General features: G+C 65.6%; 25 protein-coding genes, 4 pseudogenes and 1 CRISPR repeat array. Of the genes and pseudogenes, 17 read left to right on the top strand and 12 right to left on the bottom strand.

Translation table 11 applies throughout. From position 1 onward, the window contains the following. Positions 1 to 117: 117 nt before the first annotated feature. Together L3Q67_RS02695 and L3Q67_RS02690 are read left to right on the top strand one after the other, a co-directional pair. Positions 118 to 312, top strand: a pseudogene (locus L3Q67_RS02695) (zinc-ribbon domain-containing protein); the annotation flags it as partial. A 207-nt stretch (positions 313 to 519) separates the two neighbouring features. Continuing rightward, the gene (locus L3Q67_RS02690) at positions 520 to 1,293 is read left to right on the top strand and encodes a hypothetical protein (RefSeq protein ID WP_499191812.1); all 774 of its coding nucleotides are present in this window, start codon (positions 520 to 522) and stop codon (positions 1,291 to 1,293) included. Here L3Q67_RS02690 and L3Q67_RS02685 read toward each other — a convergent pair. The 3 genes from L3Q67_RS02685 to L3Q67_RS02675 are packed head-to-tail and all read right to left on the bottom strand — an operon-like array spanning position 1,290 to position 2,982. Next, complete coding sequence (locus tag L3Q67_RS02685; protein WP_499188012.1) at positions 1,290 to 1,631, bottom strand: nucleotidyltransferase domain-containing protein; 342 nt, start codon at positions 1,629 to 1,631, stop codon at positions 1,290 to 1,292. The genes L3Q67_RS02690 and L3Q67_RS02685 overlap by 4 nt on opposite strands. Then, positions 1,622 to 2,281 (bottom strand): hypothetical protein, encoded by a 660-nt coding sequence (locus L3Q67_RS02680; RefSeq protein WP_499188011.1) that lies wholly within the window; start codon positions 2,279 to 2,281, stop codon positions 1,622 to 1,624. The genes L3Q67_RS02685 and L3Q67_RS02680 overlap by 10 nt, the downstream gene beginning before the upstream one ends. Next, positions 2,278 to 2,982, bottom strand: a complete 705-nt coding sequence (locus tag L3Q67_RS02675; protein ID WP_499188010.1) for an HNH endonuclease family protein — start codon at positions 2,980 to 2,982, stop codon at positions 2,278 to 2,280. The genes L3Q67_RS02680 and L3Q67_RS02675 overlap by 4 nt, the downstream gene beginning before the upstream one ends. 817 nt (positions 2,983 to 3,799) lie before the next feature. On the opposite strand from L3Q67_RS02675, the gene L3Q67_RS02670 reads away from it, so the two are divergent. Continuing rightward, positions 3,800 to 5,284: a hypothetical protein gene (locus tag L3Q67_RS02670; RefSeq protein ID WP_499188009.1), complete on the top strand. Its 1,485-nt coding sequence runs from the start codon at positions 3,800 to 3,802 to the stop codon at positions 5,282 to 5,284. 139 nt (positions 5,285 to 5,423) lie between these two features. On the opposite strand, the gene L3Q67_RS02665 is transcribed toward L3Q67_RS02670, so the two are convergent. Next, positions 5,424 to 5,801 (bottom strand): hypothetical protein, encoded by a 378-nt coding sequence (locus L3Q67_RS02665; RefSeq protein WP_499188008.1) that lies wholly within the window; start codon positions 5,799 to 5,801, stop codon positions 5,424 to 5,426. A 25-nt stretch (positions 5,802 to 5,826) separates the two neighbouring features. Between L3Q67_RS02665 and L3Q67_RS02660 the strand changes: the two are divergent. The 6 genes and pseudogenes from L3Q67_RS02660 to L3Q67_RS02635 form a co-directional block, all read left to right on the top strand. Further along, positions 5,827 to 5,955, top strand: a pseudogene (locus L3Q67_RS02660) (IS5/IS1182 family transposase); the annotation flags it as partial. A 718-nt stretch (positions 5,956 to 6,673) separates the two neighbouring features. Continuing rightward, positions 6,674 to 7,024: an ATP-binding protein gene (locus tag L3Q67_RS02655; RefSeq protein WP_499188007.1), complete on the top strand. Its 351-nt coding sequence runs from the start codon at positions 6,674 to 6,676 to the stop codon at positions 7,022 to 7,024. Positions 7,025 to 7,029: 5 nt separating this feature from the next. Further along, on the top strand, positions 7,030 to 7,770 hold the full coding sequence (locus L3Q67_RS02650) for an adenine nucleotide alpha hydrolase family protein (protein WP_499188006.1): 741 nt from the start codon (positions 7,030 to 7,032) through the stop codon (positions 7,768 to 7,770). Beyond that, the gene (locus L3Q67_RS02645; RefSeq protein WP_499188005.1) at positions 7,748 to 8,008 is read left to right on the top strand and encodes a lasso peptide biosynthesis PqqD family chaperone; all 261 of its coding nucleotides are present in this window, start codon (positions 7,748 to 7,750) and stop codon (positions 8,006 to 8,008) included. Before L3Q67_RS02650 ends, L3Q67_RS02645 begins: the two co-directional genes overlap by 23 nt. Further along, positions 8,005 to 8,439 (top strand): transglutaminase-like domain-containing protein, encoded by a 435-nt coding sequence (locus L3Q67_RS02640; protein ID WP_499188004.1) that lies wholly within the window; start codon positions 8,005 to 8,007, stop codon positions 8,437 to 8,439. The genes L3Q67_RS02645 and L3Q67_RS02640 overlap by 4 nt, the downstream gene beginning before the upstream one ends. A gap of 662 nt (positions 8,440 to 9,101) precedes the next feature. Next, positions 9,102 to 9,290: a hypothetical protein gene (locus L3Q67_RS02635; RefSeq protein ID WP_499188003.1), complete on the top strand. Its 189-nt coding sequence runs from the start codon at positions 9,102 to 9,104 to the stop codon at positions 9,288 to 9,290. A 67-nt stretch (positions 9,291 to 9,357) separates the two neighbouring features. On the opposite strand, the pseudogene istA reads toward L3Q67_RS02635, so the two are convergent. Then, a pseudogene (gene istA / locus L3Q67_RS02630) lies at positions 9,358 to 10,870 on the bottom strand (IS21 family transposase); the annotation flags it as partial. A 2,233-nt stretch (positions 10,871 to 13,103) separates the two neighbouring features. Continuing rightward, positions 13,104 to 14,416, bottom strand: a pseudogene (locus L3Q67_RS02625) (IS701 family transposase). Here L3Q67_RS02625 and L3Q67_RS02620 point away from each other — a divergent pair. The 5 genes from L3Q67_RS02620 (at position 14,357) to L3Q67_RS02600 (ending at position 18,298) form a co-directional block, all read left to right on the top strand. Further along, positions 14,357 to 14,485 carry a hypothetical protein gene (locus L3Q67_RS02620; protein ID WP_499188002.1) on the top strand — a complete coding sequence of 43 codons (129 nt, stop codon included), beginning with the start codon at positions 14,357 to 14,359 and terminating at the stop codon, positions 14,483 to 14,485. The pseudogene L3Q67_RS02625 and the gene L3Q67_RS02620 sit on opposite strands and share 60 nt — an antisense overlap. A 74-nt stretch (positions 14,486 to 14,559) precedes the next feature. Further along, the gene (locus L3Q67_RS02615; RefSeq protein WP_499188001.1) at positions 14,560 to 15,450 is read left to right on the top strand and encodes an IS982 family transposase; all 891 of its coding nucleotides are present in this window, start codon (positions 14,560 to 14,562) and stop codon (positions 15,448 to 15,450) included. A 380-nt stretch (positions 15,451 to 15,830) separates the two neighbouring features. Continuing rightward, complete coding sequence (locus L3Q67_RS02610; RefSeq protein WP_499188000.1) at positions 15,831 to 16,616, top strand: NYN domain-containing protein; 786 nt, start codon at positions 15,831 to 15,833, stop codon at positions 16,614 to 16,616. Positions 16,617 to 16,722: 106 nt separating this feature from the next. Further along, positions 16,723 to 17,817 carry an IS630 family transposase gene (locus tag L3Q67_RS02605; protein WP_499187999.1) on the top strand — a complete coding sequence of 365 codons (1,095 nt, stop codon included), beginning with the start codon at positions 16,723 to 16,725 and terminating at the stop codon, positions 17,815 to 17,817. Between the two features lie 193 nt (positions 17,818 to 18,010). Next, positions 18,011 to 18,298 (top strand): helix-turn-helix domain-containing protein, encoded by a 288-nt coding sequence (locus tag L3Q67_RS02600; protein ID WP_499187998.1) that lies wholly within the window; start codon positions 18,011 to 18,013, stop codon positions 18,296 to 18,298. 37 nt (positions 18,299 to 18,335) lie between these two features. After that, positions 18,336 to 18,607: direct repeats of the CRISPR family, unit length 28 nt; unit sequence GGACCACCCCCGCACGCGCGGGGACCAC. 325 nt (positions 18,608 to 18,932) lie between these two features. Here L3Q67_RS02600 and L3Q67_RS02595 read toward each other — a convergent pair. Further along, entirely contained in the window at positions 18,933 to 20,771 is a 1,839-nt protein-coding gene (locus L3Q67_RS02595; protein ID WP_499187997.1) for a site-specific integrase, read from the bottom strand. 199 nt (positions 20,772 to 20,970) lie between these two features. Here L3Q67_RS02595 and L3Q67_RS02590 point away from each other — a divergent pair, with 199 nt between their 5' ends. After that, entirely contained in the window at positions 20,971 to 21,675 is a 705-nt protein-coding gene (locus L3Q67_RS02590; RefSeq protein WP_499187996.1) for a hypothetical protein, read from the top strand. Between the two features lie 250 nt (positions 21,676 to 21,925). On the opposite strand, the gene L3Q67_RS02585 is transcribed toward L3Q67_RS02590, so the two are convergent. The 5 genes from L3Q67_RS02585 to L3Q67_RS02565 all read right to left on the bottom strand — a co-directional run bounded on the left by L3Q67_RS02585 (position 21,926) and on the right by L3Q67_RS02565 (position 24,874). Continuing rightward, complete coding sequence (locus L3Q67_RS02585; protein ID WP_499187995.1) at positions 21,926 to 22,093, bottom strand: hypothetical protein; 168 nt, start codon at positions 22,091 to 22,093, stop codon at positions 21,926 to 21,928. A gap of 208 nt (positions 22,094 to 22,301) precedes the next feature. Continuing rightward, positions 22,302 to 22,880, bottom strand: a complete 579-nt coding sequence (locus L3Q67_RS02580) for a tetratricopeptide repeat protein (protein WP_499187994.1) — start codon at positions 22,878 to 22,880, stop codon at positions 22,302 to 22,304. 176 nt (positions 22,881 to 23,056) lie between these two features. After that, positions 23,057 to 23,443, bottom strand: coding sequence for a ubiquitination-like system serine protease family protein (locus L3Q67_RS02575; protein WP_499187993.1), 387 nt, complete (start codon positions 23,441 to 23,443; stop codon positions 23,057 to 23,059). Continuing rightward, positions 23,440 to 24,624 (bottom strand): ThiF family adenylyltransferase, encoded by a 1,185-nt coding sequence (locus tag L3Q67_RS02570; protein ID WP_499187992.1) that lies wholly within the window; start codon positions 24,622 to 24,624, stop codon positions 23,440 to 23,442. The genes L3Q67_RS02575 and L3Q67_RS02570 overlap by 4 nt, the downstream gene beginning before the upstream one ends. Next, positions 24,599 to 24,874 (bottom strand): multiubiquitin domain-containing protein, encoded by a 276-nt coding sequence (locus L3Q67_RS02565; protein ID WP_499187991.1) that lies wholly within the window; start codon positions 24,872 to 24,874, stop codon positions 24,599 to 24,601. The genes L3Q67_RS02570 and L3Q67_RS02565 overlap by 26 nt, the downstream gene beginning before the upstream one ends. A gap of 162 nt (positions 24,875 to 25,036) precedes the next feature. On the opposite strand from L3Q67_RS02565, the gene L3Q67_RS02560 reads away from it, so the two are divergent. Further along, positions 25,037 to 25,546, top strand: a complete 510-nt coding sequence (locus L3Q67_RS02560) for a helix-turn-helix domain-containing protein (RefSeq protein ID WP_499187990.1) — start codon at positions 25,037 to 25,039, stop codon at positions 25,544 to 25,546. Then, positions 25,543 to 26,094 (top strand): ImmA/IrrE family metallo-endopeptidase, encoded by a 552-nt coding sequence (locus tag L3Q67_RS02555; protein ID WP_499187989.1) that lies wholly within the window; start codon positions 25,543 to 25,545, stop codon positions 26,092 to 26,094. The genes L3Q67_RS02560 and L3Q67_RS02555 overlap by 4 nt, the downstream gene beginning before the upstream one ends. Positions 26,095 to 26,234 lie beyond the last annotated feature (140 nt).

Here is a 26,234-nt window from a genome sequence, read left to right as displayed (position 1 = left end):
GGGTTAGGCGCGGGCGTCGTCGATGCGGTGGCGTAGCCGGTCGCCTTGGGTGGGGTCGGTAGCGGTGCGCAGGCGGTTTCGCCAGGGTGGGTAGCCCATTGCGGTGACAGCAGGGTTATGTCGGTGCCGACTTGTACCGTTCACGGCCATGGGGTTGAAGCCCGAGCAGACCTTGGCGGCGCTGCACCCGTCGGTGTCGACAACGTGGCACCCGACGAAGAACCGCCATCGGACACCGCGGCGACTAGCATCCTCAACGCGTGGTGGCGTTGCCGCGCCGGGCACGAGTGGCGTGAGCCGGTCGTCGACCGCGTACGGCCAGATTGGTGGAAGAATGGCGATGTCGCGGCGTGCCCGCACTGCGCCGGGCGCTGGCGGACCGTGGCCTATCGGTGTGGGCACCAGTTGACTGTCGAGTCGTATCAGGCGCGGCCTGAACGCTGCTGTTCGAAGTGTGCACAGAACGCATGGACACGGCTCAGCGCCCCGTACACGCGAGTCGCGGACGGCGGTTCCGCGGTGTTCGAGATCTCGCTGGCAGAGGCCGAACAGTGGAAAGCGGAGCTGGCCGCAAAGGCATCAGCCGTGTTGCCAGCTTCGTTGTACCGCGAGTGGCACTCGTTCTGGTGGCATCGAGGCGACGAGGCCCTGGTGGGCGTGGAGCAGGGAGACTGTCGAGGGTTCGGCTGGTTTGTCCGTCGCGCGAGCGAGCAGATCGTCGACGCCGCGGCGAAGCTGTCGAGTATCGAGGAACTGCAGCCGTGCGTGGCGCATGTCGGAGTAACGGACAAGCTGTTTTGGATGGCCGGGATCCGCCACATCGCTGGCGTCGACGCTCCGGTTCCCAGTGACGGCTCGGTGGTGGCGGCGAAGCTTGGTCAGCGGTTGCGCGCGCGGGCTGAACTCGTGGTCAACGCCGTGGCCGGCGATGGTGTTGCCGCTGGTACGGCCGCGCTGACGCAGATGATTGAACGGTGGGCGGGTGCCCATGGGCGAGGTGAGCGGAGGTGGCGGTGTCATCGCGAGGTATTCGTGCCGACGATACGGGAGGGTGGCTCGTTGTCTGGCATCGTTGATCTGGTTATCGAGCGTCCCGCCTTACCGGACGTGGTGATCGTGATCGACTCGACGAACAAGGGGTGGAGCGCGCAGAAGTTGAGCTTCGTGCGCGAGGCGGGTGGCGTGCCGATCTGGGTGCGCTGGCATCGTGGACCGGTACGCCGAGTCCGCGGCCTGCACGTGATTGACGTGACACGTTGTTGCTTCTGGCCAGGCAAAATCGACTCAGCTTAGCTTAGCTGACCTCGTGGCTTTGTGGCGGAGTCCGGTGAGTTTGGGGTGGGCGGTGGTGGGTGCAGCGGGACTGCTCTGGTGCCGTGGATGAAGCGGTAGTCGTGTTCTTCGTCTGGCTTCATCGCGATGAAGTGCAGTGGTGGCAGCGTTGCTTCCCACTGACGCATGCCGTACAGGTCTGTGACGTGCTGGGGGTCGGTGTAGATGATCAGCACGTCGAGGTCTCGAGGGTGGTCGGTGCGCAGCATGGATCCGAAGACCCAGAGTTGCAGGTCGGGAAACTGTGTCGCGCATGTGCACAGCTCGTCGAGGATCGGCCAACGCTGCTTTAAGTCCATGGCTCGCGCAGCGTTCGGACGAAATCGTTCATGGTGAGGAGCTTGATGCCAGCGTCGCGGGCTGTTGCCGACACACGATCGCTGAAGCCCCGAACGATGGGACTGGTTGCGACGAACGCGTCCGGGGCAAGTGTGGAGTATTGGTTCAACGCGTTGGTGAATTCCAGGTCGGTGACTTCGTAGGCGTCGCTGGTGACGATCGTGATTGACCGGAGCTTGCCAGGTCGTTCGAGCACCCATGCGCTGTGGCCTTTGCGCCGTACACGAGTGACCGCACGCAAGCTAGCCATGCGTCGGCGCACGTACGCCTCTTCGCGATCCTGGTAGGTGCCGATGTTGTCGCAGCTGTGGAGCGCACCGTGCAGATTGCCGAGGGTTCCGATGGCCAATCCGTGGTCGCCGGCGAATTCGTAGGTGTCGGTGTGGATTTGCTGGCTGAGAAAGACGAGGACCATCTGTGTTTGGGGTAGGTCGATAAGTGCTCGGGCTACCACCGCGGTGGTGACGATCTTGATGGTGGAGCGTTCGCAGCAGTAGGCGACGGCGTCGGGGCGGCCTGGACGCGAGACGGCCAGTCCGTTGTCGCCGATGGGCACGACGACGTGCTCGTCTTCGCGGAGCTGCTGGACGACCCAGTCGCGGCTGTTCACTGCTCGTCTTCCAGGATGGTGCCCATCGCCGGAGGGAACCGGGTCGAGCCGGCGGTCCAGTCACCCTTGAGGTGACGCTCTTCAAGTTCCTGCGCGTGGATCGCCCACGTGTGGAATGTGGTCTTCTCCTGCGTGGTGAGCAGGTGGCGGTTGGCGAGTAGCACCCGCTGGAGCTGCTGGTTGTTGGGGATGATCGTGGCAGCGACGTGCCGCTGCCACTGATCGGCGCGGTCGTCGTCGAAGTCTCCGGAGCGGGGGCCGTAGCGGTCGAACACGGCCTTGTTGGCCTCGAGCAGCGGTTCGATGTGGTCGCGAGCCTGCGCGCGGGTGTCGAAAGTTGGGGTGCCGAAGGCTTGCGTTCGGGCGTTCTGACTGCGCTGCTTCCACTCGTGCAGCAGGGTGGCTGGGTAGGCGTGTGAAGCCTTGTCGATCATGGTGTGGCAGGTTGCGCACAGCAGGAGAATGTTCTCTGGCTGTGCTCGGTCGGACTCGGTGAGCTCGGGATTCTCGTCGGCTCGGGGGCCGCCGGTTTGGGCGGGGATGATGTGAGCGAGCTCGCCGAGGTGCAGGTGTTGCTGTTCGATGAGAACGTGCAGGTCGGCGCGGCATTGCGGGTTTTGGCAGTGTCCGCCGGATTCGGACCACAGCAGGTTCTTGACCGGGGTGGACAGGTCGAGCCGCTTGGTCGTGCCGCCGGCCATTTCACCAGCCCTTCGGAAACGACGAACAGGTGTTGTTTGCGCCGGTCGACGGAAGTGCATGTCGGGTGTGACGCGCGCGCTCGGTTGCCTCCGTGGTGACCATGGACCGACGCTAGCACCCTGCGGAGGGGCCGGGCGGCAGTCGAGGCGAGGCCGGCTGGGTTGGCCTGCACCGAATGCGGAGGGTTCGACGCCCGGCGCGTTCGGTCCGCGGTGTGGGGCCCGGGTGGTCCACATCGACGAGGGCTTCGATTTCCTCGGGTTCACTCTTCGCCGCCAATGGAACCGGGGAACTCGGCGGGATTGCGTCTACGCCAGGCCGTCCAAGAAAGCGATTCAGTCGGTGTCAAGGACAAGGTGAAGGCGCGAACGTACAGATCGACCCGATACCAGGATCTGGATGTGGTCCTACATTTAGCTGGAGCTTTTATACTCCAAGGGTTTCTCGATTTGGGTGACGGCGTTCTCGTGGGTTCCGTCTGCGGGATCCATGATCCACAGCTTGCCGGTGCTGGGGCGGAACCCAACTGATGCCCAGCCGTCCAACTCCGCCGAGGCCGCGCCAGGCCGGTGCGAGCTGTACTCGGTCGATGATGACGACGTGGCTGCCGAGTGATTGGTTCTGGTCTTCAAGATCGTCTTGGAGGGTGACGAAACCGAATCGGTCACCACCGCCGCTGGTCATGGCACTTCCCTTGTCGAACCGACCGTGCTGCCCGTCGACCATGCTTCCCCTTCACCGGTCGCGGCACAGCTCCGCCAACGCTCGGTTCACCTGCTTGGGGCATGGCGGAGACCAGTGCCACACTTCACGGCCATGAACGACGTCGTCGAACAACGAGACATCCTCGCGGCTTGCCGAGCCTTCATCACCAGGGCCTTCGACGTACTCAGGGATGACCATGTCATCCCGCCCTCCACCTACCAGCCCTACATTACGGCTGGCCATGACTACGCCGGCCCCGACATCATGGCGCTCGCCGAGTACAAAGCATTGGAAGCTCTGCTCGACGAGACTTACCCCGAACGCTTTGCCGAGCCGCTCAAGCGCCGTCACAGCGAGTTCGCCTCGCAGTACATCTTCACCCTCCTTGAGGCCTGCGTCGCCCGCTGCGCACGCGTCGACAGGTTCGACCTTGACGCACCGGGCATCGACGAGTCGATCAGCGAACTGCTGACGGTGCTGGGGACCACGACCATTGAGATCGTCACCACCCGCCACGTGTCCCACCTGACCACAACCAGCGGCGAGGAAGTGGAGGTCAGCGGGATCACTGTCGTCCCCGAGCAGGACGGCGTCTTCGGGCAGTTCACCGGCCGCATCCAGCGTGAGATCAACGGTGCTTCGCGGGCATGGGATCGGGAGGTTCCCCACGTCTACGACCCACCTCATGCGCTGCTGATCACCCGTGAGACCACCGACGAGCCCGACCACAACGCAGTCGACGTCCGCTTGTCCGAGCGACTTGAGCGGTTCCTGTTCCTTGCTCGCCTGGTTACGGCCGGCACTGTGCAGTCGGGCTATGAAGTGACGGGTACGACGACCCTGGTTACGCGGGTGACTCCGCGCATGCGCACCTTCGGCAAGGGAATTCTCGGCAGCGCCACCGTCAGGCGCACCGTACGCCTGACGGGACACGAAGGCGATGCATTCACCGCACTCGGCAACATGATCGACGCGGCCGACGTCAAGCGCGACAAGATGGCCGCGACCTCCTTCGACGTCGCTTTGACCAAGTTCAACCACTCACACCGCACCGCTAGCCCGTACGAACATCTGGTCGACCTTGCCACGGCGCTGGAGGCCGTGTTCATCGGCGAAGGGGATCCGAAGGACGAGGTGACGTTACGCCTCCGGACCCGCGTAGCGACGTTGCTGGCGACCGACACCGATCCGGCAACGGCGTTGTTCGACGACGTCGGGCACCTCTACAAACTGCGTTCACTGCTGGTCCACGGTGGCCAAATCTCGTTGAACAAGCTGCGCGGGGCCATCAGCGGGATATCTACCGTGCCGGGCCAGGAAGTAGAACATGCCTTCGGCGTCGCCGTCGACCGTGCCGTCGATCGCATGCGCGACCTCGTCCGGCGCGCGATCCTGGCTCGACTGTGCCTTGCCGCGGAACCGGATCCACTCTGGCCCTTCACCTCGAAATCCACGATCGATGCCGTGTTCACCGACGACGCACAGCGCGTCGCTTGGCGGGCACGGTGGCGATCGAGGCTGGCCGAACTCGGAATCGAGTACGCCGCTGACCGGGCTCGCGCAGCCGCCGATTTCCTGTCGCAGGACGATCGCTAGTTGCCTTGGCCCCAGCGTTCCACGGAATGCGTTCATCGGCTCCGTGAGCTGCGGTTTCCCGCCCCGCGAATCGCGGCCAGGGGTTCGACCTAGAGCGGCACCGATGGTGCGGCGCGTCGTCCGTTCTGTGATCGTCTTGTCAGCTCCTACGACTGTGTTTCGCGAAGGTGGAGATCGTTTCGGTTACAACGTTGAGCGCGTTAATGAGGTTACGGCAGAGGTGTCCGAAGACTTCAGCGGCTGTGCGGAGGCCTGGTGCTATCGCGTCGAGTTCCAGGTTGACGGCTCCCCCGACGTAGTGAGCGAATCCACCTTTTGAACGCAGCCGCTGAAGGTCCTTGAGGGGTTGGACAGTCTCTGGCTGGCCGCCTCGCTGGGCGAGGTAGAGCTGCAGCAGTCCCAGGCTGGCGGTTTGCTTGTCCGGTGGTGTCGCCAGTGAGGCCCTGAGCTGCGCCGAATCTAGGCTGTCGACCAGCACTTTCGACAGGGTCAACAGCGGGCCCTGCAGAGCGCTCATGTCATCGATGACCGGTGCGTGCACCATCTCCTGGCCGACCGGCTACCGCCGCTTGACCATCCGATACGAACGCCACGCCGACAACTACGGCGCCTTCGCCACCCTCGCCGCAGCACTGACCTGCTTCAAACAACTCACCAAACTCGCCACGTGAGACACGGTCTTAGCCAGCGGGCCGTCGGCTCGATCGATCAGGCCGCGCAGCCGGTCGGTGGGGATCTCACAGCCGACCAGCGGGCCGGAACACCCGCTGCGGCTTGACAGAGAGGAGCTACCACCTACCACACTGCCGCAGGAGATCAGCCACCAGCCTCCAGGCTCCACACCGGCGTCACCAACGTCATGGCCTCATACACCTAGTTGGGCATGGGAGGACGAAATCCCCCGCCGATACGCCTTCCGTGGAGTTCCCCGCCTTCGCACCACGTGAAGGTGTGGGAGCCTTCGACCCGGCCGCCTCCCTTCACGCAGTCCACGGCCGAAACCCTGTCCCAGGCCGCGGCCGGAGCGGCTGCCATCACCATGGCGCCGCCTGTCATCGCCAGCGCTGCCGCGCCGGTCACCACCGGGACCAGCATTCGTCGAATCCTCATCGTGGTTCCTTTCATCCTTCCGGAAGGTTCCCGGAACCCCGTGGCGGCGTTCCTGTGGTGGGGCTACCTCCAGTCCCCGCCACCAACCGGCGCCCACCCCATCCAGCGACACCGGGCACCACGGTGACCCGCCACCGGCCGAGCCCCGTCCTGGCCGGTCAGCGGCGGGCGAGCAGCCGGGCGCGGGAGTGGTGTTCACTCGTCTGAGGGAGCGCGGCGCAGGGACTCCGCCCGTACTTCCCGCGCGGCCTGCTGCGGCCGTGCCATATCCGCCCTTTTTTGCCGAGTACTACGGCGATCCCAGGAAGACCGTTCCGGGCCCGGCCGACCCCGCGCGACATCCGCCACGTGCTCTACGACGCGCTGCAGATCGGCGGGCCGCCGCCGGGCAAGCCGATCGAGTTCGACGCGGTGCTGAAGAAGGCGCTCTCCCAGCGGTTCCGGGTGCTGGTGTGCGACGAGGCGCAGTGGCTCTCGCGCGAGTGCTTCGAGTACTGGCGCCACCTGTGGGACGACCGGGCGACCGACATCGCGATCGTGTTCGTCGGCGGGGGCGGCTGCTACCAGGTGCTTTGGGTCACGTGCGTGGTTTCCGGGCGCTGGCAAGCTGGTCGTGGCCGGCAACCTTGAAAGCCTTGGCCGACCCGCGTGGTCTGAACAGCTGGTGGCATCGTCAGGCCGACCGGCTCACCGATCCGCCGCCCTCGCGGTATGCCCCGACCGATCTGGACTGGGGTCAGCCCCTGCGCGCCCCGTCCTGGGCTACCCCTGCCGCGCTCGCCGCCGCCGGTCGGGTGCTGCGCGACACCGCCGCACACGCCCGGCCGCTGGCCCCCCAGCGTGGGCAGCACGCCACTCTCACCACGATCGGCACCAACGCACCGGCCTACCGGCAACTGGCCAGGGTGTTCGACGCCGCCGGGGTGCGCCTGGAGATGCCGTTCTTCGACGACCGCGTCATCGACACCGCCCTGGCGGTGCTCCCGCACGAGCGGCGCAGCCCGTGGCGGTACCGGCCCTTGCTGGCCGAGGCCTTGCGGGACATCCTGCCGCCCTCGATCACCGGCCGGAGCACCAAGGGCGAGTTCGGCCAGGACGTGCGCGACGGGCTGGCCCGCAACCTCCCGGCCGTGCTGGAGGTCTTCGCCGACTCCGCCCTGGCCACTGCCGGACTGATCGACCCGGACAAGCTCCGAGCCGCTCTGCTCGCACCCCAGCGCGACAACACCGCCATGTTCGCCCTGGAAGGCCTGCTCGGCTGCGAAACCTGGCTGCGCCACACCACGACCACTATCCAGGCCACCGGCGCGACGACCTCCTGCGCGCCGAGGGCCATCAGACCCGGGAGCATCGATGACCCCACGCCTGCGCACTGAGGTGGCCACCACCGACACCGAACACGGCACCGTCCTGCTCGACGAACGCAGCGGCCGCTACTTCCAACTCAACACCACCGGTACCCAGGTGCTGCGTGCCCTGCTCGACGGGCACAGCACCGACCAGATCGCCGACAACCTGGCCACCACCCACCACGTCGACCCGTGCCAGGCACAACGCGACGTCACCGGGCTTGTCGACCGCCTGCGGACCGCGAACCTGGTGATCGACCGATGAGCGTCCCCGTCACCCTGGAACCCCGTGCCCGCCTGCCCTTGCGCCGCCGGGTGCCGGCGCTGCTCGCGGTCGGCGCCGCCCGCCTGCTCCTGCGCCTGCCCCCGGCCAGACTGCGCCGGGTACTGGAGTTCGCCCGACGCGCCGCCCGCCCCGCCACCGCCGAGCAGGCCCTCGCCGCCCGCACCGCGGTGGTCGCGGTCAGCCTGCGCTGCGCCGGACGGGGCTGCCTGCAACGCTCCATCGCCGCCGCCCTGTACTGCCGCGCCCACGGCACCTGGCCCACCTGGTGCACCGGTGTGCGCACCCACCCCTTCGCCGCCCACGCCTGGATCCAGGTCGAGGGCCACCCCATCGGCGAACCGCAGCACACCGCCAGCTACCACCTCCTGGTCAGCGTGCCACCGCGGTCAGCACCAGCGGGGTCGGCGTGACCAGCGTGGCGACCCATGCTCGCATCCGGAACCTGCCGGGGTTCGTCCCCGGTCACCGGGGTGTCGTGGGGCCGGCGGTGGTGCTCACGCTGACCCGGGCTGGGCTTCTCCAGCCGTTGCTGGCCACCCGTGCCGTCACCGACGCCGGAACAGGGCCATCCCGTGGATGCTCGTAGGCACCTGGCCGCGGTGTTCCTGACCCAGGCTTCGATCCACCGCGGCCGGCCGGTTCCTGCTCGCGCGTACCGGGGAACGCATCGTGCTGGGACTGCGCCGGTCCCTCGTGCCGGGAACAACAGTGGCGCGTTGGGCACGCCAGGTCGAAGCGGTGCGGCAGCAGCCAAGGCCATGGGATTGTTTTCGTGGCTTGGTGACCTGATCGACGACCTGGGAACCGCCGGGCGGGAGCACAAACAGCGGATGCAGCGCGCAGCGGGAATCGGCACGGTGAGCCTGGTGTGCCACGGCGACACGTGGGCTGCCCTGACGAAACTGGGCCAGTACGTGCTGAAAGTCCCTCAAGATCGCGTTGCTTCCCGCGCGGACGGCATGGTCGAGGTGACGCTCTCCGGGCACAACCTGCCTTCACTGCTCAGCGCCCCAATCCCGCCCAGTCCACGCTTGGCCCCCTCTGACTCACGTGGAAAGCTGTCGCTCAGCGCGTGTACGAGCGAATTTCCAAGATCGTCGACGCCGTCGACCCCGATGCCGTGCCCGGCCATCCGATCCCGCCCATCGTGCTCGACGACAACTGGACGAATCGCCCGTGTCGTGAGACGGTCCTGCTCCGCTTACCCTTCTTCCGCTGGACCGCGGTCAACGTGCGCTGTGGTATTCCTCGTCTGGAATGAACCTCGACGGCTTCGGCAAGAGGGTCACCGGCGGGGCCGGCGACGCGCAGTCCAGAGGTCATCACAGATCACTTTCGGAGTCGTTGTCGCTGACAGGGAGGCCGAAGTGGGACCAGGCCGAGGTGCCCGGCTGCAGGCTGTGGTCCTCGCTGGCCCGGGAGGCTTCGCCCGCGTCGCGGCCGGTGTTGTGGGTCAGGATGCGGATCAGGTCGTTCTCGGCGAAGCGCTCGGCAATCGCCGCGATCCCCAGCGCCCGATCAACGTCCTCAGCGGGATGGAGTTTCGCCAGGGTGACCGCTTCGGCCATCTTCGGACGGATCCGGCGGGCGCCGGTGGCCGCGGCCTCGGTCAGCCATGCCGCCGCGCCGCTGCCCAGTGCCAGGAAGGCCGCTTCCTCCGCCGAGGTCGCCCGTGGTGCGCGGTCGCCGTGGTGATCAGGCCGGGGTGGGTAGTGCTCGTCCTGGATCGAGGGATTGCCCGGTGTTGAGCGGACGTGCCGGGCGACCTCGGCAGGGCCGTTCTCGTCGACGGAGGTGACGATCAGGTCGTCGCCGTGGAAGCGGACCCAGACCCGCGAGTCGACCAGCTGGTGCGGCACCGAATACCGCACCCCCTCGACCGAGACGGTGCCGTCCCAGTTGACGCGTCGGGTGGTGCCGAACGCGACAGTGAAAGGCTTACGGGTCAGCGGATGCAACCTGGTTCGCTGTTCCGCGAGCGCCTCGACCGGGCGGCGGTGGGTCTCGCGGTGCGGCCGGTCATTGACCTGCTCGCAGAACTCGCGGCAGGCCGCCTCGAGCTCGCCGAAGCTGCGGTAGTCGGCGAGCAGATTGGTATCGGTGGGCACCAGATCCGCCTTCGCGATCCGCACCGTCGCTTCCGACCCGCCCTTGGACTGCGGATCCGCCGGGACGCAGGTGCGGATCGTCATCCCGTAATGCCTGCCCACCTCGACGATGTCCGGGTGCGGACCGCAAGCGACGCGACATGGTCCACCGACACCGTCTTTTCGTTGTCTGTCAACGCATACGTAGGAACACCACCGATCCGCCGCAGCGTGGTGTCCAGACACGCCAGAATCGTCGGCAGCGTCTTGTCCATCACCGGAATCACCACCCGAAACCGCGACCACGCCAGCCACGCGCACCACAACTGCGTCTGCCGGCCAGCAATTTTCGGTCCATGGCCCCAATCCCACTGCAACCACAAATCCGGCTCCACGATCCACGGCCGAAACACCCGCCGCTGACCAGCCCGCAACCGCTGCTTCACCTGCGCCACCACCCGACGGGTAGTGCGCTCACCACCGGTGAATCCCATCGCGGTGATCCGCGCTGATGCACCACATCGGCGCGAACCCGGCCGTTGGAACGCACCACCAGCTCCTCAATCTTCGGCAAGTACTCGTCGATCGCGCGGACACGATGCTCCCGCGCCACCGGCGGCTCACCGGCCTCCCGCAGGGCCACATACCGCGCGACGGTGTGATGGTCACACCCCGCCAACTCCGCCGCCGCACGATAACTCCCCGTGAGGTCAAACGCCTCGAGGATCTCCATGATCTCCCTGCTGCTCTTCACGCCGCGCAGCCTCACCGCACGACAACCCGGACGATCTACCGGGAGATATCCGGCCGTCCACGAGCGGCGGGTCGCCGGGCAGCACCCGGGCGGCCGCGTACACGCACGCCGAACGGCACGTCTGCGCGTCGGACAGGCGGGTGTGGTGACGGTGGCTCTCTGCGGGTGAGGCGGGCACAGGCCTGAGTTGCTCACGGGCCCGCAGAGCTGGCACACCCAGCGGTCGCGGTCGAGCACGGACAGGCGGATCCTGTGCCATGCGCGTGTGACTCCTCCGGCCCATACCCTGCTCGTCCACGGTGCCCCTGCCCCTCTGACTACGTGCGTTGTCACTGACAACATACGTCGTCACTCTAGTGTGAAAGTGTGCCCGACCAGCAGATATGTCCTGTCCTGTCCGCGTGAACCTTGCGGGTTCCGGACCTAGTTTGCGGGTCGACTGCGGGGTTCGGGTCTAGTTTGCGGGCCGGTGACCGAGGGAGAAAACCTCTCTCGTCGAGAGATTTTGACCGCCTCCGGTCGATCTCCGGCTATTCCCGCGCTGGAAGGACTCGCTTTCGGCCTGCCACTTTCGGGTAGTACGCGCGTAATGCGGCGATCTGGGCGAATCGCCGCCAGGGTAATGGGTACCTGAGAGATGTCAGCAAGTTTCGGTCAACAGGCAACGTGCCAGGAACCCGGTTGGCCAATACTGGAGAGGTGAAGAACATGAATACTCGTCGAATTACGGCGGTGACAGTCGGCGTGTTGTTGACGATGGTGGGCGCAAGCGGAACCGCTATGGCCTGGGATCCGAGTGAGACATATATGGGTTCGTACGAATCCAAGAGCAGCTGCCACGCGACAGGTGCAAGCAACGGATACTTTGGGGAGCGGTGGTCCGGTTACCGTTGCGAAGGTCGATGGGAACGGGGTCCGCGAGATGATGAGTACAGGTACGCGTTGTACGTGAAGAATTTCCAGACGGACTACGAGAACGACTGGGACGTCGACACCAGTGATCTCGTCGGTGACATTGGTTGAGGACGCCTAAAAGAAGGCAAGATAGTTGTTACAGAGGTGAATTTCCCCACGGTTGATGTTCAGGTGGCCATCGCTGCGCCGGGTCGGTCGTGAAGCCGAGAACACTAGGTCTTGCAGCTGGTCAGTGCCGGTTGTCAGGCGCACACCGGCCGGACACTGTCCCGTTGGCCGAGCTGCCGCCTGCGTGTGCCCAGGCCGCCGCGCTGGACGCCGAATCCGCAAAGTAGGTCCGGACAGTCGGCCGGGAGTTGTCCGGACCTACTTTGCGTGTCGCAAGTCAGGGGCCTACCCATCCGCAAGCTGCGCGTGGACCGGACATGTCCGGTCGGGCACGTGTCAGCTCCGCTGAAGACCAAAGCGGCGGTTGTCGTTCTCGTCCGCGCGCTCAGCGCGAACTCGGCTGGGTGACCTCGGCGTGCCCTTGCGCTGCGTCCATTCCGCTTGATTCCTGCTGGCGTAACGGGTGGGACCGACAATCAGGCAGGGCGGACCACTGTCGTGGTCGGTGTCGCTGGATGTGGTGGGTGCTGGTTAGGGGTGCGGGAGGGCCAGGGTAGCCGATGGACAGGAACCCTCACCACGGGTTCCGGGAACCCTCCCCCGAGGGATGGAAGGAACCGCGATGGTAATTCGACGAATGCTCGCGACCGCAGCGGCGGCACTGGCAATGACAGGCGGGGTGGCGGCAGCTGCGCTCGTCTCGGCCGCTCCGGCCATGGCCGAGCAGACCACTGAGGAGATCCCTCCCATGCGATGCATACACGGGGGCGGCCAGATCGCGGGCCATGGGGATGATGCCTACTGTTCCGGCGGAAGGTTCGACGGAGCACCCATTAACTAGCCACAGCGGCCCGATCAAAGAGCCCCGCCACGGGTTTCAAGGGCCGTTACCCAAGGCATAAAAGGAATAGCGACGATGATTCGACGGATGCTTTTGACCGCGACGGCAGCTCTGGCGATGACAGCCGGGGGTGCGGCGATGTCGGCTGCTCCGGCCGTAGCCACCGAGGACCAGGGTATTCCAGCGGCTACGTGCGAGTGGGGACAAGGGCATGTAAGCGACGGTTATTGCGAGGGCGGATTGTTCAACGGGATCGCGGTTCTAGAGGACGAATAGTCAGTCCCAGCGGAGTCCCTCTCGGCCCCGCAAGGTAGGTCCGGGCAACCAGCCTTACCGGTGCCCGGACCACCTTGCGGGGCCGAGAGGGACCTAGTACTCCAGCCGCACTTCGTGATTGGTGGTGCGTCTTCGCTGGTAGTGGGCTTGCTGAGCCCGGTACTGATGTCGTCGGCGCCAGTGTGACCAGGCCCAGGTTGCGAGGCGGTCGAGCGGGGTGGTGATCAGGTGTGCCAGGAGACGCTTGACCTCGCCCAGTGTGACTGTGATGAGGCCGCTGCCAGGGCTTTTGGGGCTGTCGCGGCGGTGACGGCCAGGTAGGTGTGGGCGAGCATGGCCAGGGTGATGTGCCGGTACCAGGCGTCGTAGCGGCGAACTTGGTACTGGTCCAGGCCGATGTCGGTCTTCGCGGTCTGGAAACAGTCCTCGATCGCCCACCGCGTTCCGGCTACTCGGATTAGTTCTTCGTCGGAAGTTCCCGTTGGGGCACAACACAAGTAGTAGGCGATCTCGTGCCTGCCCTTGCCGTTTCGGATCAGCGAACGGCGGGCCAGCAGCCAGCGCGTCCCCAGTCGGACGCGGTGGTGTCGGAATGGGTAGGCAACTCGGCGACGGCCCAGTCGAACATGCGTGGGCCTTTGGCACCGTTGCCGCAGCTTCGGCGTTTCCACGCGTCATCGGGTGCGTGGGCGACGAGCGCGTCGGCGCGGGATGTGCCGGCTACCGCGGGGATGGTCTGGTTGCTGGGCACAGCCACGACATAGCCGATCCGCTGATCTTCCAGCCAGCGACGGAATTTCGAGTCACCGCCGTAGGCTTCGTCGGCGCTGACCCAGGTGGCGGGGACCCCGGCGTCCAGGGCGCGGGCGAGCATCCGCTGGGCGAGCACGGGCTTGGTGGCGAACTCGACCTCGTCGGGAACCGCCGCCTCGCGGCAGCGTTCCCGATCGGCGGTCCAGGATTTCGGCACGTACAGCTCACGGTCGATCAATGTGCGGCCTTTGCTTGTGGCGTAAGCACAAAACACGCCGAGCTGGCAGTTCTCGATGCGTCCGGCAGTGCCGGAATACTGGTGTTGCACCCCAGCGGATTTGCTGCCCTTCTTGAGGAATCCGGTCTCGTCCACGATCAGCACACCGTCACGCTCACCCAGATGGCTGATCGCATAGTCGCGGACATCATCACGGACGCCGTCGGCGTCCCAGGCCGCCGCATTGAGCAGGCGTTGCATCCCGTCCGGGGTGATGTCACCGGCGGCCTCAGCCAGCGTCCAGCCGTTCTTGCCGGCCAGCGGCGCCAGCAAGCCCCCGCACGTAAGCTCGAGCCCTGCGCCGAGGTTCGGCCCGATGAAACTGTCCCGCGACCTGGGCGAACAGGTCGTCCAGCCCGGCCACCCAGGCCGCCAGATCATCATCACTCAGCGCAAGATCGACACACTACACCGCAAGCATCACGAACTGCGGCTGGAGTACTAGATGAGTGATTCCGTGAAGATCATGTGTGATGGCCCGGGTTCGGGTAGCAGACGGAGGGTGTTCATGATCATTTTGTGACGAACGACCTGAACACCCTCCTCACCGCACTCTACGTGCTGGTCGATGACCACGTGGTCCCACCTCGGACCGGCCGAGGCCGCCGACCGGTTATCACGGACAGTGAACTGATCACCCTGGTGGTGGCCCAGGTGCTGCTGCGGTACAACTCCGAGCGACGGTGGATCCGTCATCTCCACACCGACCTCCGCTGGCGCGAATGGTTCGCTCACTTGCCCCGGCAATCGGGCTACCACAAGCGGCTGAAAACGGCGGAGCCGTTGCTGCGCAAAGCAATCCTCGTTCTCGCCATGAGCTGCCCATCCTGGTTCGACGACCTGTGGATCACCGACGCCACCGCCGTACCCTGCGGGATGTCCCGCGAGACGGTCAAGCGTTCCGACCTGGCCGGGCACGCCGGATACGGATACTGCGCGTCACACTCCCGCTGGTACTGGGGACTGAAGCTGTACCTGGTGTGCGCTGGAGACGGAATACCGATCATGTGGTGCCTGGCCGCCCCCAAGATCGGCGAACGCGAGGTACTCGCCGCCCTCCTCGAGGACAACCAGCACCTCATTCGATACGGCCAGATCTTGCTGGCGGACAAAGGGTTCGCCGGGAAGCAGTTCAAGCAGCTGACCGAGGCGATGGGACTGGAACTGCTGCGCCCGGACCGCAAGGACGAGACCTCCCGCAACGGCAACCTCGGCGGCGTCCGCCAGCGGATCGAGTCGGTGAACCAGACCCTCAAAGGACAACTCGATCTCGAAGCGCACGGCGGACGCACCCCGCACGGCGTGTTCACCCGCGTCGCCCAGCGCCTGCTGGCCATGGCCGCAGCCATCTGGCACAACTGGACCACCGGCCTGACCAGCAAACGATCACTCATCGCCTACGACCACTAACACCAACTTCACGGAATCACTCATCTAGGCCTCGGCATTGACCTGGCTGCCGAGTTCGCCGAGGAGAAGAAACCAGGATGCTCTGCGTCGGCAAGGGCACAAGGCCGGCACCATGGCGCGCGTTCCGGGGCGAGTACAGGAACGTCTGACCGGCGGAGGGATCGGTGGCGTGCAGTAATACGTGTGGTGGTGAAGGTGGCTTGGGGACGCGGCCCTGCCGAGCATCCGCGCTAGAAATGGAGCTTCCTTTGTCGACACGCCCGGTTTGTCGGTCGAAGCCCGTCAGCGGTGCGCGTCGCCGATAGTCTGTGACTGTTGGTCGAGACGGTGGCGGTCGATGCGCAGGGAGCGTGTACCTCGTGAGTGCGAACCTTGCGAAGTTGGCGGTCCTCATCGACGCGGACAACGCGCAGCCAACGATCGTTGACGGGCTGTTGGCCGAAGTCGCCAAGTACGGCACGGCCTATGTCAAACGCGCCTACGGCGACTGGACTGGCACCAACCTGCGGGGGTGGAAGGACCAACTGCTCGCGCAGTCGATCCAGCCGATTCAGCAATTCGCCTACACCAGCGGAAAGAACGCCACCGACGCGGCGATGGTCATCGACGCCATGGACCTGCTCTACTCGCAACGGTTCGACGGCTTCTGCATCGTCTCCAGCGACAGCGACTTCACCAGACTGGCCGCGCGGTTGCGCGAGTCCGGCGTCACTGTCTACGGGTTCGGTGAACGCAAGACACCGAAACCGTTCGTCGTGGCGTGCGACAAGTTCATCTACACCGAAAATCTTACTTACAGCGCAAGCCAGACGGCCCCGGCGGATCTCGTAGGCAAGCCACTTCTGCGTGCCTCGGTTGCACAGCTGAAGCAGGACACCGCGTTAATCCGGCAGTTGCGCAACGCGGTCGAAGCGGCCTCCGACGACGATGGATGGGCCGCACTTGCCACAGTCGGTCACATCATCACCAAGCAGCGTCCGGACTTCGACGCACGAAACTACGGCTACACCAAACTCAGTGACCTGATCGCCGCGACCACCCTATTCGAACTGGACCGACGCGACCTCGGTGACGGGAAACCCGCAGTCGTCTACGCACTCGACAAGAAACACCGCGCGGACAAGACGCCGAAATCTACTCCACCGACGCCAGCACGCGAGAACTGACTTTTCGACCTTCATGCCAGACAGTGCACAGAGGCCACCGGCGAGCTTGCCACATGGCAGCGGTGCACTAGTGTCCTGAGTCGTTGATTCGTTGTAGGTTGTTGCGATGGCTCGTCGTGGACCGGCGTTACCCGAGTTGGTGTTGACCGAGATCGAGCGTCAGACGCTGGAGGGGTGGGTGCGTCGTCGGTCGACGGCGCAGGCGTTGGCGTTGCGGTCGCGGATCGTGCTGGCGTGCGCCGAGGGTGTGTCCAATATGGACGTGGTGCGGCGGTTGGGTGTGTCGCCGCCGACGGTGAACAAGTGGCGGCGCCGGTTCGTCGAGCACCGCCTGGACGGATTGTCCGACGAGCCTCGGCCCGGCGCCGCGAGGAAGATCACCGATGCCCAGGTCGAGCACGTCGTGGTGACGACACTCGAACAGGCGCCGCCCAGCAACGACTCGCACTGGTCGACCCGGTCGATGGCGCGGGCCACCGGCATGTCGCAGACTGCGATCTCCCGGATCTGGCGGGCCTTCGAGCTCAAACCACACCTGGTGCAGACTTGGAAGCTGTCCACCGATCCGCTGTTCATCGACAAGGTCCGTGACGTCGTCGGTCTCTACCTCGACCCGCCCGCCAAGGCGCTTGTCCTGTGCGTGGACGAGAAGTCCGGGAGGCAGGCGCTGGACCGCACCGCCCCGACGCTGCCGATCATGCCCACCACTCCGGCCCGCCGCACGCACGACTACGTCCGGCACGGCACCACCAGCCTGTTCGCCGCCCTGGACGTCGCCACAGGCAAAGTCATCGGCCGGCACCAGCGCCGCCACCGCCACCAGGAGTTCCTGCGGTTCCTCAAGACCATCGACGCCGACACCCCGCCCGATGTGGATCTGCACCTGGTGTGCGACAACTACGCCACCCACAAGACCCCGGAGATCAAGACCTGGCTGGTCCGCCATCCCCGGTTCCACCTGCACTTCACCCCGACCGGATCGTCCTGGCTCAACCTGGTCGAGCGCTGGTTCGCCGAGTTGACCAACCGCAAACTCCGCCGCAGCGCCCACCGCGGCATCGCCGAACTCGAAGCCGATGTCGAAGCCTGGATCGACGTCTGGAACGACGACCCGAAACCCTTCGTCTGGACCAAGACCGCCGACGAGATCCTCGACAACCTCGCCCGATACTGTCAACGAATCAACGACTCAGGACACTAGTGTCCTGAGTCTTAACTTCGGGGCTAGCGGCTAGGGTGCTGTGATGCCGAACCCGAAGCTGTCACCGTTGGTGTCGAGCGACTAGGAATGCGAGACGTTGCTGCGGTGGGCGCGTCGCCGAACGACCGCGCAGGCGTTGGCTCTGCGATCGCGGGTCGTGCTGCGCTGCGCGGATGGCGGGTCGAACTTGGACGTGGCCGCCGAGTTCGGAGTGAAGCGTCACACCGTGGCGAAATGGCGGTCGCGGTTCGTCTCCGATGGGCTTGAGGGTCTGTCGGACGAACCGCGGCCGGGTGCGCCGCGCACGGTCACCGACGAACGTGTCGACGCGGTGATCGTGAAGACCCTGGAACAGTCACCACCGAATCAGGACACCCACTGGTCGACCCGGTCGATGGCCGCGGCTATCGGCATGTCGCAGTCGACGGTGTCGCGGATCTGGCGGGCATTCGGTCTCAAGCCCCATCAGATCCAGACGTGAAAGCTTTGCAGGGACCCGCAGGGTCGCGGTGCTGTCTGGACCACCCCCGCTCGCGCGGGGAAGACACCGGCACCCGTGGTGAGTTCACCGGTGTGATGGGACCACCCCCGCACGCGCGGGGACCACGTCAGCGCGAGCGCTGGCCACGCTCTGCTGGGCGGACCACCCCCGCACGCGCGGGGACCACCTGGTGCCGCACGTGCGGGGCCAGGCCGACGACGGACCACCCCCGCACGCGCGGGGACCACCAGCCCGGCGGGTGCCACCGAACGCGCCGGTCAGGACCACCCCCGCACGCGCGGGGACCACACTTCGTGACCTGCAATGATACGAGACGAAACAGCGTTATGGCTGGCCAACTTGTGTGAAGGAGGGCTGTTAGGTGGCATACCCGTGACCGGGTGAGGAGGCGTGACGGGCGCACTTGCCCATGCTTCACGCTGATCTCCCTGGTGCCAGCTCGAGCGTGGCTGCGTATCCAGCTGCCTGCAACGGCATCGAGGCGGTTTGAACGGTTGCGAAGGATGCGCCGGCCAGGCCGAGGCGCGGTCGAGCTGGAGGCCAGCGAGCAGCTGGGAGCTTCGCCCGGTATCCGCCGTAACTGGCCGGGCTTGTCACCCACGTCCGAAGAGCCCTAGAAGGTGGCAAAAGTTGTAATCAGCTCCTGACTATCAGTCCGGCGCACTTCGAGTTCGAAGTCATCGATGTCGGCGTCAGGGCCCCGGTGGCGTCGTATCGCGCCTTGAAGAACGTGCGTCAGCTGATTAGCGTCACCGGAGTCGATCTGAGCTGTGAACACCTTGACAACCGAGCCCAGCTCCAGCAGGCGCGCCTCGAGTAGCTGGGGACGTCCAGAGGTGTCCGTCTTCGGAGTGTTGATGAGGGGATCGGAGTCTCGGTCTGCCATGCCCTCAGGGCCATCCTGCAGCTTCGGTCCGGTAGGCGCCGCGCCTCGGCTTATCGAGGCATTGACTGGCGGCGCAAGAACGGTTGCTCGCCGACCTCTGGACGTGTTGATCAGATGCCACCGCTTGAGGAGGTCCACGGCCCGGTTAGCGGTGCCAGCCGATACGGCGTATTGCGAGCGGATCTCAAGCTGTGTAGGTGCAGGCTGCCCTGGTGGGAGCTCACCTGCGAGGATTCTGCTGCGAATGTCGGCGGCGACCTGCTCGTATGGGGTCGTAGGGTCTGTCTTCGCATGCTCAACCCTGTCGAACGGGACCGTGGGTCGTTCGGGCATGCGGCCAACGAGTGTGGCGGCGGCCCGCTGGTCCGCCTCGGCTACCCAGGCGGCGTAGACCCTGAGGGTGGTTGTTCCGCCGCCAGCATGGCCAAAGCGCCCACCCACGGTGCGCACATCCACGCCCGACGAGATGAGTTCGGTCGCGCTGTAGTGCCGGAGCTTGTGTAGTGAGGTGGCGATGTTCAAGCGCTTGACCAGGCGCCCGTACCGTTGCGTGCAGGTGTCGGGCTGAGGAGGCGTCGTTGTACTCAGTAGCCCAGAGAAGATGAAGGCATCCAGGCTCAGCGTGATGCCGAGCTTGCTGACGGTGTCGAGGCTGCGTTGGCGCAATGCCTCGAGGACAGCCACCGTCTCCGGGTCGAGGGCGATCTGGCGCCGTTGGTGATCCTTCGTGAGCTTCTCGGTCAGTGTGGCGCCGTGCTGGTCGATGGTGTATCGGACAGTCAACGTGCGACGCTCGAGGTCGACATGCTTCCACCTCAGCGCGCACAACTCTCCTCGTCGCGCGCCGGAGGTCATGGCGAGCCAGAGAAACGCGTGCCAATCGGGATCTTGCCAGGCGGCGTTCAAGATCCGCGCCGCATCGGCGGCTGTAGGTGGATCCGGATTCGGTTTCGGGGCAGGCGGTGGCTCCGCGGCCTGGGCGGCGTTGATTGAAACCCACTTCCACCTGACACCGCGGCTGAGCGCTCCGCTGATGAGGAAGTGCATGCTCCGAACGGTCGATGCTTGGAGGGGCTTGCAGCGATGTGGGCCACAACGGTCGTCGCACGTGTGCTCGCGGGGTGTGCGGTGATCTACCTGTGGGCTGCCGTTGCAGTGGGCTCGGCACCGTCGTAGCTCCGCGTAGAACGACTCCAGTTGGTGGACGTCGAGGGAAGCAAGGCTGATCTTGCCGATACGAGGCTGGATGTGGTTTCTGAGGTCGCGCCGATAGAGGCGGCGAGTCCCCGGATCGAGCTCGGCCGTGGCGATGTGCTTCTCGATGAGCTGGCCGAGGGTCGCGGTGGTGCGCGGGTGCCGCCGTTCATCGACGTCATGAACCAACCGGACGCGCGCCTTCTCTGCCAAGGTCTCAGCGTCTGGGCCTGCCGGGATGATCTCTGTGAGGTAGAGGCGCTTTTTTGTGACCGTGTCGTAACCGGCGAAGACGCGCACACGGAGGGCGCCGCTGGCCAGTACGTCGATACTGCCGCGGGCCCGTGTCTTGGAGCGCGTGTAGGTCGCCATGACGCGAGTGTAGGCAAGTTCGCGTCACGTTTGATGTCATGCGACCTCGCCCCGTCCTGGTGGACGGGGCGAAACCGCAGGTGAAGCGTGTGCCCCCGGCGGGACCCGAGAAGGATGGGAACGGGCCTGACCAGGGATTCTTCACTGGAACGTTGACGGTGGAGGCGGTCTTCGATCTTCCGGCGCCGGGGAGCCGGTCATGAGCACGAACTCGCGGACGGTGGCTCGGTTCGTCACGGTCACCATGGGGATGGTCATCGGGCTGACCTTCCTGTTCGGCTTCGGCAACGTCCTGAACCTGGCGTTGAAGCTGGGGGTGCCGGTCTACGTGGCTCCGCTGGTGGCGCCGGCTGTGGACCTGACGGTGCTCGGTCTACTCGTCGGTACTCGTCACCTGGCGTTGTCGGGCGCTGGCGACGACGTTCTACGACCAGCTCGCCGCCTGCTCCTGGCGGCGAGCTTGGTGACCTTGCTGTTGAACGTCGCCGACCCGGTGGCCGCTGGCCACTGGGGTAAAGCGGCATTCGATGCCGTCGGCCCGCTGCTGCTGATCGGGTGGGCCGAGGCAGGGCCCGGCTTGCTTCGCGCCCTGAGTGACGTGCCAGAGCCGTTGGTTCACGAGGTAGCGGAGGAACCGGCTGGAGATGCGGTCGCTCAGTCCGCCAAAACGACGGATCCCGCATGTCGCCAAGCGAGCAAGCTGGATGGTGCCCTCTTGGAGCTGGCTCGTCGCGCGGACGCTGAGCATTGGCGTCGTTGTCGGCGGCCTATCTCGGCGGAGACTCTCCGGAAGGAGTTGCGGGTCGGCGCGGCGACATCGCGGGAGCTGGTGGCAGTGGTTCGCTCTATGAACGGGCCAGCAGTTGCGGCTCGGTCAGCTTCAGCAGAACGCCTGTCGAGCTGACCTGGTCAACGTCGCTGCGGGGGCAGGTTGGCGGGCTCAATGTGCCTGACATTGGTGTCAGTCCTGGTCACCTTCAGGGAAGCGGACAGCGGGGCCCCGGCGGTCGAACCGGTCGGCGAAGTCCCGGGATGCCTCGTCGAAGGCGTCGTCGGTGTCGACACGGGCGGGGTCGGGGGACCGAGCAGTGCAGCCGGTTGTGGGACCGAGTTCTTAAGGACCGTTGTCGCACACAGCGACCATCAGATCCCCTTCACACGTTGGTCGACGGGGTGCCCTCCGCGCACGGGGCCACCAGGTACGCACGGATGTCGAGCGCGGCCTCGACGATGTCCGGGTGGCCCGCGCAGGCCAGGGCGCCGAGCAGCGCCGACTTGCCCGACCCTGGCACGCCGGTCGCCACCACGAGCCCGCCGACCACCCCGGCATCCTTGGCTGAAGCGCCCGGTGACCGGCACGGTGTCCATCAGCTGACGGCGTCGCGGAGGTCGGCGAACAGGGCGGGTAGTGGTCGGCGCCGTATGCGACGGCCGCCGCATGCCCAGGACGTTGTCGTGCCGGCCGTGCAGTGAGGACATGAGCGTGGTGAGCAGGCTGGTCGGGCGCCGATCAGCAGGTGTGACAACTGCTCAAGTGCCCTCGCCCCGCGTGCCGGAGCTGTGCTGAGACGCCGCTGCGGCGTGGTCGCCGCCTTGCTGGGCGAGCAGGCCGAGTTCGACGACAACAGCCGGATGGCCCGGGGCTCGCTCGGCCCGGCGGTGCCACTTCTCGGCTTCACGCAGGTGCTCTTCGGCTTCGGCGAGGTCGCCGGTGCGACGGGCGGTCAGGCCGAGGCCGGTGATGGCGACCACCTCGGCGGGCTTGAAACTGTGTTCCGCGGCGAGTGCCCTGGCCCGCTCGTAGAAGCGGCGCGCGGTGTCGTGGTCCCCACGCAGCATCGCCAGCTTGCCGAGCCCGGACAGCCGGTCCGCGGCTTCGGCCCACATGCCCAGCTCTTCGGCCAAGCGGAGCCCGTCGCGGTGCAGCCGCTCAGCGGTGTCGTGGTCTCCGATGGCTTCCGCGAACGCGGCCCTGGGGTAGATGGTGAGCAGTTCGCCGCCCAGGTCGTCGAGGGCGCGGAATTGCGCGAGCGCCTCCTCGGCGAGGTCTGCCGCGGTCGGCAGGTCGCCTCGGGTGATGGTGTGATGAGCACGCAGGCTGGTGGTCACGGCTGTGCCCCAAGCGTGTCCGAGCGAGCGGAAGCCGGCCGAGGACTTCGCTGCCAGTTCCTTGCTGAAGTCCAGAGCACCGACGTGGTGCAGGACGTAACCGAGGACCTGGTCGCCGCCGGTCGGACAGTCGGTGAGCGGCTCACGATTGTGGTCGCTGTCCGCTGCGGCTGGGATCAGCGACCAGTCAGACGTCGAAGCAGGCGACCCCACCAAGGGGCCTGGGATGCAGGGAGGGCATTGAGGATGCGGTGGTCTGACTCGCGGTTCAGCTGGATCTCGTCACGGGTGAAGTTGCGCGCCCACTTGATCTTGCCGTGATCGATGAGGTAGTGGGACTGGCACGGCAACACCCAGTTCCCGATCGATGGCCATACCGTGACCGTGCCGTCGAACGTGAGCACCCACTGAGCCGGTGAGAGGGGCGTGACGACCTCGCGACCACAACCGCAGGCACACAGGTGTGCGGCGGTCGAGAACCGGGCTGACACGTAGAGGTGGCCTGGCTCCAGTTCTGTGGGAAACGACGTCACGAACTCGGGAACGATCCGCGTCTCCCTCAAGCTGCATCCTCCTCTACATCCCCATTTCCGTTGCGGATGGTTCCCGTGAAGATCCGGTATACGGTCTCATCGACCGACTCGAGCTCGGCGTAGTACGTGAGAAACTTCTTCCAGTTGATCACCGCGAGCATTGCGTTGAGGCAGTTGAGGTCGGCGGTCTGGATGTTGCGGTCGTACTCGTCGGGCCTACCGGTCGCGGTGGAAATCGCGCTGTCTGACATCCCGGGGAAGTGGTTCACGACGGCCAAGAGCCCGGAGAGGCTCCCGCCTTCGTCTCGGATGCCCATGCCGACCTCGATCGAGGGGATGTCTCGCTCGTGGAGCCAAGCGAGGATCGCGGTCTTGTCGTCCGCATCGGCAGCGGCCATGAAAACGAAGGTGCAGTTGCTGAGGAGTTCAAGGTTGTCGGCGGTGATGAAGGCCGGGTGCGCGGTGATACCAGTGTGCATGTGGGAGTAGACGCGGGCGAAGTGTTCGGCCTTGTTCGGACGCAACTTGAGGTTCTCGATGTCGGCAGCGCCTGGAGCGCGGTAGGCGTTGTGGTTGTCGAACACATCGCCGTCGAACAACTCGATGGTGTCGACCCAGGTCTTGGACACCTGGTCGAGGATGAAACTGCCGGTGCCGCCCAGGCCGATGATGCCGATGCGGTGGCCTCGGAACTTCGCGTTCATCTCAGCGAGACCCGCGCGAGCAGTGCCAGTGTCGGGGTACACGAACGGCAGGTCGTCTGGAACCTCAGTCCAGCCTGCACCCGGCGTCGCCTTCACGGTCGGGTCGAGTGCCTCTGCGGGATGGCTCAGAATCCGCACGTACGAGGTGATCTTGTCATAGGTGTTGGCGTAGGCGCCGGCGTTCTTCGGCTTGCTGGAGATCATGAAGTTCGCGCTGAGTTCCGGGGTAATGGCGTGACCTTCGGGTGATGGACCCGGGATCGGCTGCCCGCGCTGATCGCAGGGCTGCTCGCCGATGAACCAGATCCTGTGGTCGCCGGAGCCGTCCTGGACGATGTCGCCGCTGAACACGACCGGCAAGGCGAGCCGCCCGTACGCCACCGCCTTGGCGGCGGTGACGTACGGGACTCGCTCGACGATCAGGTGGTTGCCCTCGAACGAGAGGCAGTAGTCCTCGTCGAGCAGTCGACGAGTCGACGGATCACGATCGAACGGTGACGTAGACATCGAAGACCATGTCTTTCTTGACGTTGACGGTGCCTCCGGGTTGGAGCGACCCATCCCCGCCGCCGTTGTGCCCGCGCGAGTACTCGATACGCGCGACGTCTCCGTCGTTGAGCGGCTCGTTCGGGAATGCCAGGTTGTAGACCTGCTCGTAGGAGATCTCCTTCTCGTCCCACTGGAACTCGCGGGTGTTGACGAAGATCGTCACGGCGGGCTTGCCGTGACCAGGATGGTTGTTGCCGCTGGGACTCATAGCCCCTCCCTGCGCTAGAGCCCCTGGTGGGGCTTTGCCCAGACTGTATCAGTAAAGCGTCAATGCGCAGTACAAGACACGCTATGGCGTGTCACTGGGGCGACAGGTCCGCGCTAAGCTCACCTTCATGGAACGGAACTTCGTAGCGTCGGCATGCCCAGCATGGACAGCGTGACAAGCGCCTCCGACACCTCTGCGAGCGTGGAGGGGCTCGATCTCGCCCGGCTGGGCGAGATGCTCCGCGAGCGCCGAGGGAAGTTGTCCCTGCGCCAAGCCGCAGCCGAGGCTGGCGTCAGCTTCAGTACCTTCACTCGCGTTGAAGCCGGTGCTCAGCCCGACCTCACCTCGTTCACCCTCCTATGCGCATGGCTCGGCGTCTCCCCGGGGCAGTTTTTTACGCCCGTTACCGAACGCCAGGTCGCCCCGATCGACGAGGCGATCGCACACCTCGCCGCCGACCCGCGGTTGGCGCCGGACGCCGCCTCGAAGATTGCGGACGTCCTCCGCAACATGTACGACGTACTCGCCAAGGCGCCGGTGCAGCGGCAGGTAGTGGCGTGTCACCTCCGCGCCGCATCTGTACTTCGCCCTGGGGTTCCCCATCGCCTCAACTCGCTCCTCGGTGAGATGCACGACAAGTTGGCAGCTCGCGTGGCCGGCGGGGAGCTGTGACGCTACGCCGCGGGTTCAAGGCTGAAGCCGAACGAGAGGCGGCAAGGGTCCGGAACGAGCTGGGTCTCGCCTCGCACGATCGCCTTGACCCGCGAGAGCTCGCCAAGCACCTCAGTGTCTCGATCGTTGACGCGGGTGAGCTTGTAGACATTGCAGAGCTTGAAGATCTGGAACGCCTCCAGGCGTTTGCCTTTTCCGCAGCCACCTTCGAGATCGAGCAGCGCAAGATCATCGTAGTCAGCCCGCTACGCAACACTGGCCGCCAGAACAGCGACATCGCACACGAACTCGCGCACGTCATGCTCAAGCACGATCTGTCCGAGATCCGCGAAGTCGACGGGATGCCGTTCCGGACCTGCAAGCCGGACGAAGAGGAAGAGGCCACCGCCTTCGGGGGAACACTCCTCCTGCCTCGACCTCTACTTCTGAGTGCTGCGCGGCGCCAAGCCTCGATCGAACAGATCGCCAATCAGTACGACGTGACCATCGAGATGGCGCGCTTCCGATACAACACCACTGGCGTCGCCAAGCAAGCCGTGTCCCGTTAGTCGCGGGCCGCCACATTGGGAGGGATCCGAAATTTGAACTGACCGGTTCACGATCGTGGTCGTCCATGGGTGTGTCGCGGGTGGGGACACCGCGTTCGCGGAGTTTGGACAGCACGGTGGTGCGGACGACGCCCAGGTGT

The sequence above is a fragment of the Saccharothrix sp. AJ9571 genome, from assembly GCF_021725495.1.
In the GTDB taxonomy this organism is placed as follows: Bacteria; Actinomycetota; Actinomycetes; order Mycobacteriales; family Pseudonocardiaceae; genus Amycolatopsis; species Amycolatopsis magusensis.
Note: the sequence above shows the minus strand (reverse complement) of the source record. Positions and strands in the feature narration are given on the sequence as shown.

What these genes read in the sequence shown, in the direction of transcription:
- L3Q67_RS02570 (WP_499187992.1), bottom strand. Translation starts at nt 24,624, where the DNA reads ATGTCTACGTCACCGTTCGATCGTGATCCGTCGACTCGTCGACTGCTC.
- L3Q67_RS02670 (WP_499188009.1), top strand. Translation starts at nt 3,800, where the DNA reads ATGAACGACGTCGTCGAACAACGAGACATCCTCGCGGCTTGCCGAGCC.
- L3Q67_RS02620 (WP_499188002.1), top strand. Translation starts at nt 14,357, where the DNA reads ATGAAACTGTCCCGCGACCTGGGCGAACAGGTCGTCCAGCCCGGCCAC.
- L3Q67_RS02675 (WP_499188010.1), bottom strand. Translation starts at nt 2,982, where the DNA reads ATGGCCGGCGGCACGACCAAGCGGCTCGACCTGTCCACCCCGGTCAAG.
- L3Q67_RS02640 (WP_499188004.1), top strand. Translation starts at nt 8,005, where the DNA reads ATGAGCGTCCCCGTCACCCTGGAACCCCGTGCCCGCCTGCCCTTGCGC.
- L3Q67_RS02605 (WP_499187999.1), top strand. Translation starts at nt 16,723, where the DNA reads ATGGCTCGTCGTGGACCGGCGTTACCCGAGTTGGTGTTGACCGAGATC.
- L3Q67_RS02685 (WP_499188012.1), bottom strand. Translation starts at nt 1,631, where the DNA reads ATGGACTTAAAGCAGCGTTGGCCGATCCTCGACGAGCTGTGCACATGC.
- L3Q67_RS02595 (WP_499187997.1), bottom strand. Translation starts at nt 20,771, where the DNA reads ATGGCGACCTACACGCGCTCCAAGACACGGGCCCGCGGCAGTATCGAC.
- L3Q67_RS02645 (WP_499188005.1), top strand. Translation starts at nt 7,748, where the DNA reads ATGACCCCACGCCTGCGCACTGAGGTGGCCACCACCGACACCGAACAC.
- L3Q67_RS02590 (WP_499187996.1), top strand. Translation starts at nt 20,971, where the DNA reads ATGAGCACGAACTCGCGGACGGTGGCTCGGTTCGTCACGGTCACCATG.
- L3Q67_RS02665 (WP_499188008.1), bottom strand. Translation starts at nt 5,801, where the DNA reads ATGAGCGCTCTGCAGGGCCCGCTGTTGACCCTGTCGAAAGTGCTGGTC.
- L3Q67_RS02560 (WP_499187990.1), top strand. Translation starts at nt 25,037, where the DNA reads ATGGACAGCGTGACAAGCGCCTCCGACACCTCTGCGAGCGTGGAGGGG.
- L3Q67_RS02565 (WP_499187991.1), bottom strand. Translation starts at nt 24,874, where the DNA reads ATGAGTCCCAGCGGCAACAACCATCCTGGTCACGGCAAGCCCGCCGTG.